Genomic DNA, 1,216 nt, shown 5'->3' with positions numbered 1-1,216 from the left:
CCCCAGGAAAGCCCGCCCCACCCGGCGACACGGGACAGCACCTCTACGCCACCACACGAAAACCACTACCCAACAACACAACTCGGCATCACACCGAACCCACACCAATTACCACGCAAAATCCGGGTTAGCGCCGACCCGGATTACCGCCAACGGTTCGCCCGTGAAGCTGACATCGCCGCGTCGCTGTGGCATCCGCATATCGTGTCCGTTCACGATCGCGGCGAACATGACGGCCAGTTGTGGATCACGATGGACTACGTCGAGGGCACGGATGCATCGCGGCTGATGCGCGCACGGTATCCGCATGGAATGCCGCCGAAAGACGTCATCGGCATCGTTACCGCTATCGCTGATGCCCTCGACTACGCCCATGAGCGGTTTCTGCTGCACCGCGATGTCAAGCCGGCCAACATCCTGCTTAGCGACCCCCGCAACGGTGCACGCCGTACGGTCCTGGCTGACTTCGGTATCGCCCGGGGCGTGGACGACAGCAATGGGTTGACGGCGACGAACATGACAGTCGGTTCCGTGGCCTACGCCGCACCCGAGCAGCTCACCGGAAAGGCGCTCGACGGACGGGCCGACCAGTACGCGCTCGCCGCCACCGCTTTTCACCTCCTCACCGGGACCGTGCCCTACGGAAGTTCCAACCCGGCTGTCGTCATCGGTAACCACCTGTCCTCACCGCCGCCGACCTTGAGCAAGCTGCGCGACGATCTCGGGTATCTGGACTCGGCGCTGGCGACAGCCATGGCCAAGGAGCCGCACCATCGGTTTCAGACCTGCCGTGAGTTCGCGGTCGCGCTCGCGGGCCGCAGTTCCGCATACAGCGCCGACGGCGCAGCAGTTGTGAGTCCCTATGACGCCACTCAGCTCGCGCCCCGTCGTGCTCCAGTGTTCGTTGATGCTCCGCCACCACACCGGGTTCCTTCCCCAACCTCGCTCGAATCTCAGCGAAGTGGCCGGCGCACGGCGTTGATCGCCGGTGGTGCCGCGGCGGCGCTGCTGGTCGTTGGGCTCGTCGCGTTCGTTGGTGCCAAACTCGCCCAGTCGCCCGAGGCTCCTCCGTCGGCTGCCCCGTCGCCGTTGAGAGGGACCCGTTTGGTGGTCCAGTCGTTATGCGACTTTCGGTTGATGGGTCGCGGCCCACTGTAGGGCAAACTCGGCTGGGGTGCGGTCGCCATGGGCGGAGTGGGGCCGATTGGCGTTGTAA

The 1,216-nt window shown here is 65.0% G+C and carries 1 protein-coding gene; it reads left to right on the top strand.

Going from position 1 to position 1,216, the window contains the following annotated elements; all coding sequences use genetic code 11:
- On the top strand, positions 1–1,158 hold a 1,158-nt coding region (locus ACTWP6_RS30285), incomplete at its 5' end, for a serine/threonine-protein kinase (protein ID WP_443189636.1).
- Between the last annotated feature and the right edge of the window lie 58 nt (positions 1,159–1,216).

Source organism: Mycobacterium sp. 4D054 (assembly GCF_052245755.1).
In the GTDB taxonomy this organism is placed as follows: domain Bacteria; phylum Actinomycetota; class Actinomycetes; order Mycobacteriales; family Mycobacteriaceae; genus Mycobacterium.
This window is presented reverse-complemented; position numbering and strand designations above follow the sequence as displayed.